This is a genomic window from Gilliamella sp. Fer4-1 (assembly GCF_001690515.1).
Classification (GTDB): Bacteria; Pseudomonadota; Gammaproteobacteria; order Enterobacterales; family Orbaceae; genus Gilliamella; species Gilliamella apicola_C.
The window spans coordinates 1-5,647 of the sequence record NZ_LZGZ01000009.1; the positions used below are offsets into that span (position 1 = coordinate 1).

A 5,647-nucleotide genomic window follows, 5' to 3' on the forward strand; every position below is an offset into this window, starting at 1 on the left:
TATATTACCTGAAATATTTTTATAGAAAATTGGCAATGTAACTACCTTATGATACACTGCCAAAATTCGAATAATTTGAGTTAATTATGGTGAATGGAACAGTCGATTATTTGGCTATAGGACAGCGGTTACGTGCTTATCGCATCGCTGCTTCGCTTAAAGCTGAAGATGTAGCTCAAAGCCTGAAAATATCAAGAGCAGCGGTTTATCGTTTAGAAAAAGGCGAAATCGTTAAAATTGAGACATTAGCTCGTTTAGCCCTATTGTTGGATACTTCTTTAGCTAGTTTACTTGGTATAGATACTGAATATTACTCTAGTGGTGAAGGCTTTTTTGAGCGAATGCGTCAGCTAGAAGAGCAATCAACCCACATCTATTCCCATTTTGATCCATTTTCTTTTTTATTAACTTCTCCAAACTATCTATCTCATTTAGCCATGATGCTTGAAGAATCAAGTGAATCGGCTGAGATGAAAAAATACGCAGTCATTTTATCAATTTTAAAATATCGTAAAACACAGTTTTACCAATCAGTTCCTAAAGTAATTAATTTGATTAGTTTGCGGAATATAGAGCGGTTTTTGCACCTTGGCTTAGTCGGCGATTTAACCATTTCGCCGGGTAAAAAATCTGAAAGAATGTTGTTGGCACGCAAAGAGATTTACCATTTAATTGAACTATTAGAACAACAATCTTATGTGCCAACTATTGCAATTACGCAACAAGCAATTCCATCGATTGCTTTCCAAATTTTTTATCAAAGCGAGACTCCAATTTCGCTAGCAATTAGCCCATTTCGATTAGGTGAGTTACCAAATGTAACAACGGGCATTGCATCGATTACCTCATCGCCTGACGCAATTAAACGTTATCGTTCATTATTTGATAAACTATGGCAAAATAGCGCTAAAGAGCAACAAGCCATTGATTTGCTAAAAGCAACGTTAGATAAATTTTAAAGAATATTAAAGAGAGTCATTATGTTATCCTTAACATTACAACCCATAAAAAGATTTAATGGCACCATTAACTTGCCAGGATCAAAAAGTGTTTCTAATCGAGCACTATTACTATCCGCTTTGAGCCAAGGCGATACTCGCTTAACAAATTTACTCGATAGTGACGATGTTCGTTACATGCTTGATGCATTGACGGCTCTCGGTGTGAAATATCAATTATCCCATGATCGTACTATTTGTGATATTAAAGGTGCAGGTGGCAAACTATGCTCTTCACATGCATTAGAACTATTTTTAGGTAATGCAGGCACAGCAATGCGTCCTTTAGCAGCTGCGCTATGCCTTGGCCACAATAACATTGTATTAACTGGCGAGCCACGTATGAAAGAGCGCCCAATTGGTCATTTAGTGGATGCATTGCGTCAAGGAGGGGCTAAAATTGACTATCTTGAAAATGATGGTTATCCTCCGTTACATATTCATGGTGGTTTCATCGGAGGAAAAATTCAAGTTGATGGTTCTGTATCAAGCCAATTTCTAACAGCACTATTAATGGCTGCGCCATTAGCTGAACAAGATACCGAGATAACTATTATTGGTGATTTGGTATCTAAACCTTATATCGATATTACTTTAAAAATGATGGCGATATTTGGTGTTACAGTTGTTAATCAAAACTACCAAACTTTCATGATTAAAGCGAATCAAAGTTACCAATCCCCGAAAAATTACTTGGTTGAAGGCGACGCTTCTTCTGCATCTTATTTTCTAGCCGCAGCCGCCATTAAAGGTGGCACTGTAAGAGTAACAGGGATAGGTAAAGAAAGTTTACAAGGAGATACACAATTCGCTCATGTTTTAGAAAAAATGGGTGCTAAAGTGACTTGGGCTGATGATTATATAGAATGTTCGCATGGTCAATTAAATGGTATTGATATGGATATGAATCATATTCCTGATGCGGCAATGACGATTGCAACCACCGCTTTATTCGCTAAAGGGAAAACCACTATTCGTAATATTTATAATTGGCGAGTTAAAGAAACTGATCGTTTATACGCTATGGCAACAGAATTACGTAAGGTCGGAGCAATGGTTGAAGAGGGTCGAGATTATATTACTATTGAGCCACCGGCAAAATTAGCCCACGCTGAAATTGAAACTTATAATGATCACCGTATTGCCATGTGTTTTTCACTTGTTTCGCTATCCGATACACCTGTGACAATTTTGGATCCTAAATGCACCATGAAAACATTTCCAGATTACTTTGAACAATTTAAAAGATTAAGTGAATAATAGTATGAATAACACTATCCCAGTTATAGCCGTTGATGGACCCAGTGGAGTAGGAAAGGGTACACTTTGCCAAGCGTTAGCGAATCATTTTAATTGGCACCTTTTGGACTCGGGGGCAATTTATCGTGTACTGGCATTATCGGCGTTGGAAAAAAATATTGCACTAGATGATGAGAATCAGTTAGCTAACTTAGCATTAAATTTACCTTTATCTTTTGACACAAGTTATATTGAAGTTAAAGTGCGATTAAATGGGATTGATGTGTCTAAAAATATTCGCACAGAGCAAACAGGCGGGGCAGCATCAAAAGTGGCTTCGCTTAATCAAGTTAGAGTTGCGTTATTACAACGCCAGCGTGATTTTAGACAGGCTCCAGGATTGATTGCTGATGGTCGAGATATGGGTACGGTTGTTTTTGCTGATGCGCCAGTCAAAATCTTCCTTGATGCAAGCGCCCAGTCTCGTGCAGAAAGAAGGATGAAACAGTTGCAAGATAAGCAGAATCATGCTAAATTTGCCAACATTTTGCAGGAAATAACTGCGCGTGATGAACGCGATCGTAATCGAGCCATTGCACCGTTAAAGCCTGCTGTTGATGCGCTAATAATTGATACCACATCGCTGTCTATTCAAGATGTTTTTAATCAATCTATTGCGTATATAAACGAAAAACTTGCGTTGTAAGCTAGCTTACGGCGTGAACTAAGCTCCATTATATGGATGAGTGGAGTATCGTAAACAACCCCACAAGACATGATGTAATGTGGACGTTAATATTAATTTAAGTATATAAATATGACTGAATCTTTTGCTCAACTCTTTGAAGAGTCTTTAAATCAGCTAGACACTCGTTCTGGTAATATGATCCGTGGTACTGTCGTTGCAATCGACAAAGATGTTGTTTTAGTTGATGCTGGATTAAAATCTGAATCAGCAATCCCAGTAGAGCAGTTTAAAAATGCCCAAGGCGAATTAGAAGTTCAAGTTGGCGACGTTGTTGACGTTGTACTTGACTCAATTGAAGATGGCTTTGGTGAAACCATCTTATCTCGTGAAAAAGCTAAACGCCATGAAGCGTGGTTAGTATTAGAAAAAGCAGTTGAAGATGCTGCAACAGTTTTAGGTGTTATCAATGGTAAAGTTAAAGGTGGCTTTACGGTTGATCTTAATGGCGTACGTGCGTTCCTTCCTGGTTCACTTGTTGACGTTCGTCCATTACGCGATACTTCTCATATCGAAAACAGAGAAATTGAATTAAAAGTTATTAAGTTAGATCAAAAACGCAACAACGTTGTTGTATCACGTCGTGCGGTTATTGAATCTGAAAATAGCGCAGAAAGAGAACAACTTCTTGAAAATCTACAAGAAGGTTCAGAAGTTAAAGGTATTATCAAAAATCTTACTGATTACGGTGCATTTGTTGATCTTGGTGGAGTTGACGGTTTACTTCATATCACTGATATGGCTTGGAAACGTGTTAAACACCCAAGTGAAGTGGTTGAAGTAGGACAAGAATTACTTGTTAAAGTACTTAAATTTGATAAAGACCGCTCACGTGTTTCTCTTGGCTTAAAACAATTAGGCGAAGATCCATGGGTTTCAATCGCTAAACGTTACCCAGAAGGTACTAAAGTAACAGGTAAAGTAACCAACTTAACTGATTATGGTTGCTTTGTTGAAATTGAAACTGGCGTTGAAGGTTTAGTACACGTTTCTGAAATGGATTGGACAAACAAAAACATTCATCCTTCTAAAGTTGTTAGCCTTGGTGATGAAGTTGAAGTTGTGGTACTTGAAATTGATGAAGAACGTCGTCGTATTTCTCTTGGCCTTAAACAATGTAAACCAAACCCATGGTTACAATTTGCTGATTCGCATAGCAAAGGCGATAAAGTTAGTGGTAAGATCAAATCAATCACTGATTTTGGTATCTTCATCGGCTTAGAAGGTGGTATTGATGGTTTAGTTCATCTTTCTGATATTTCTTGGAATATGCCAGGCGAAGAAGCCGTTAAAGCTTATAAGAAAGGCGATGATATCGAAGCTGTTGTACTACAAGTTGATGCAGAACGTGAGCGTATCTCTTTAGGTATTAAGCAACTAGAAGACGATCCATTTAGCAGTTTTGCTTCTAACTTCAAAAAAGGTGCAATTGTTAAAGGAAATGTGACTGCAGTTGATGCTAAAGGCGCAACCGTTGAAATTGCAGATGGTATTGAAGGTTATTTAAAAGCACAAGATATTGCTCGTGAGCGTATTGAAGATGCAACAACTGCATTAAAAGTTGGTGATGAAGTTGAAGCTAAAATTATCAATATCGATCGTAAAACTCGTGCAATTTCGTTATCAGTGCGTGCAAAAGATGAAGCTGACGAAAAAGAAGCACTTGCGGCTGTAAATAATTCTTCAACTCAAGAAGATGCATCATTTACTAATGCAATGGCTGAAGCATTCAAAGCTGCGTCAAAAACTGAGTAAAAAATGTTTATGTAAAGAGTAAAGAGGGCTTGCCCTCTTTTTCTTTTGTGGTATAGAATGGATAAATTCCATGCCACATAAAAAATTAGGAGTGATCATGAACAGATCAGATTTAGTAGAACGAATTGTAAACTGGCGGACTCACCTTCCTGTGCAACTAGTTGATGATTCGGTTAGAGATATCATCGAGCAGATCGCTTTAGCCATGGAAGGTAACGATCGTGTAGAAATTCGAGGCTTTGGTAGTTTTAGTTTAAATTATCGAGCTCCACGCAAAGCTAGAAATCCAAGAACTGGTGGTAATGTTGAAGTCAAACATAAGTACATTCCTCATTTCAAACCAGGTAAAGAGTTACGTGAAAGAGTAAACAACGCTGCAAAAGCATAATATCTGGTTTCTATTTTTAACTAAAAGCCTTTGAGTAAAATCAATGGCTTTTTTATTTTAAATAATGCCATTACTGTTATTTAATAACACTCATCAGTTTAGTAAACTCATTTACTCCTATTGATTAGCTAAGATCTTCTCATATTTTGCTCTTCATCATTATGAATTTTTTATAATTTTTAAAATTTGAAAGACCATTAACAATTTTAGTAAATTGTTAATGGTTTAATGATCAAATTGGAAGACTTCTCAAAAATTTCAAAACCATTTATTTTTTTATGATAGTAAGTGATAGGCTAGTTGTTAGTTTAGACTAACAATAGTAGGCACTAATGAGACAATGTTGTTCCCTTGATTTAATGGCTATTATGTTTTCATTAGGTTGCCTACCATTACTATTTTTACCACATTTATTCTCTGATTTTCAGTGGTATTTTATTGCTATTATCTTAGTTATTTTGTTGTTAGTGACCCCAGATAAATTTCGTTGGCTTTTATCTATTTTTATTATATTTTGTTTAG

Annotated in this window: 6 protein-coding genes; all 6 read left to right on the plus strand. The window is 36.7% G+C overall.

Translation table 11 applies throughout. The features are described 5' to 3' along the window. Positions 1-86: 86 nt before the first annotated feature. Positions 87-959, plus strand: coding sequence for a helix-turn-helix domain-containing protein (locus tag A9G30_RS00160; protein ID WP_065580363.1), 873 nt, complete (start codon positions 87-89; stop codon positions 957-959). Between the two features lie 21 nt (positions 960-980). Further along, positions 981-2,258, plus strand: coding sequence for a 3-phosphoshikimate 1-carboxyvinyltransferase (aroA, locus tag A9G30_RS00165; protein WP_176700809.1), 1,278 nt, complete (start codon positions 981-983; stop codon positions 2,256-2,258). A 4-nt stretch (positions 2,259-2,262) separates the two neighbouring features. After that, positions 2,263-2,943: a (d)CMP kinase gene (gene cmk, locus A9G30_RS00170; RefSeq protein ID WP_065587693.1), complete on the plus strand. Its 681-nt coding sequence runs from the start codon at positions 2,263-2,265 to the stop codon at positions 2,941-2,943. 111 nt (positions 2,944-3,054) lie between these two features. After that, on the plus strand, positions 3,055-4,737 hold the full coding sequence (gene rpsA / locus A9G30_RS00175) for a 30S ribosomal protein S1 (RefSeq protein ID WP_065568086.1): 1,683 nt from the start codon (positions 3,055-3,057) through the stop codon (positions 4,735-4,737). Between the two features lie 97 nt (positions 4,738-4,834). After that, positions 4,835-5,125: an integration host factor subunit beta gene (gene ihfB / locus A9G30_RS00180; RefSeq protein ID WP_065568085.1), complete on the plus strand. Its 291-nt coding sequence runs from the start codon at positions 4,835-4,837 to the stop codon at positions 5,123-5,125. 332 nt (positions 5,126-5,457) lie between these two features. After that, positions 5,458-5,647: hypothetical protein (locus tag A9G30_RS13095; protein ID WP_218057657.1), on the plus strand; the 190-nt coding region annotated here is incomplete at its 3' end.

Bases quoted from the DNA above. Each gene is read 5' to 3' on its own strand.
- aroA (WP_176700809.1), top strand. From the start codon at position 981: ATGTTATCCTTAACATTACAACCCATAAAAAGATTTAATGGCACCATT.
- A9G30_RS00160 (WP_065580363.1), top strand. From the start codon at position 87: ATGGTGAATGGAACAGTCGATTATTTGGCTATAGGACAGCGGTTACGT.
- ihfB (WP_065568085.1), top strand. From the start codon at position 4,835: ATGAACAGATCAGATTTAGTAGAACGAATTGTAAACTGGCGGACTCAC.
- cmk (WP_065587693.1), top strand. From the start codon at position 2,263: ATGAATAACACTATCCCAGTTATAGCCGTTGATGGACCCAGTGGAGTA.
- rpsA (WP_065568086.1), top strand. From the start codon at position 3,055: ATGACTGAATCTTTTGCTCAACTCTTTGAAGAGTCTTTAAATCAGCTA.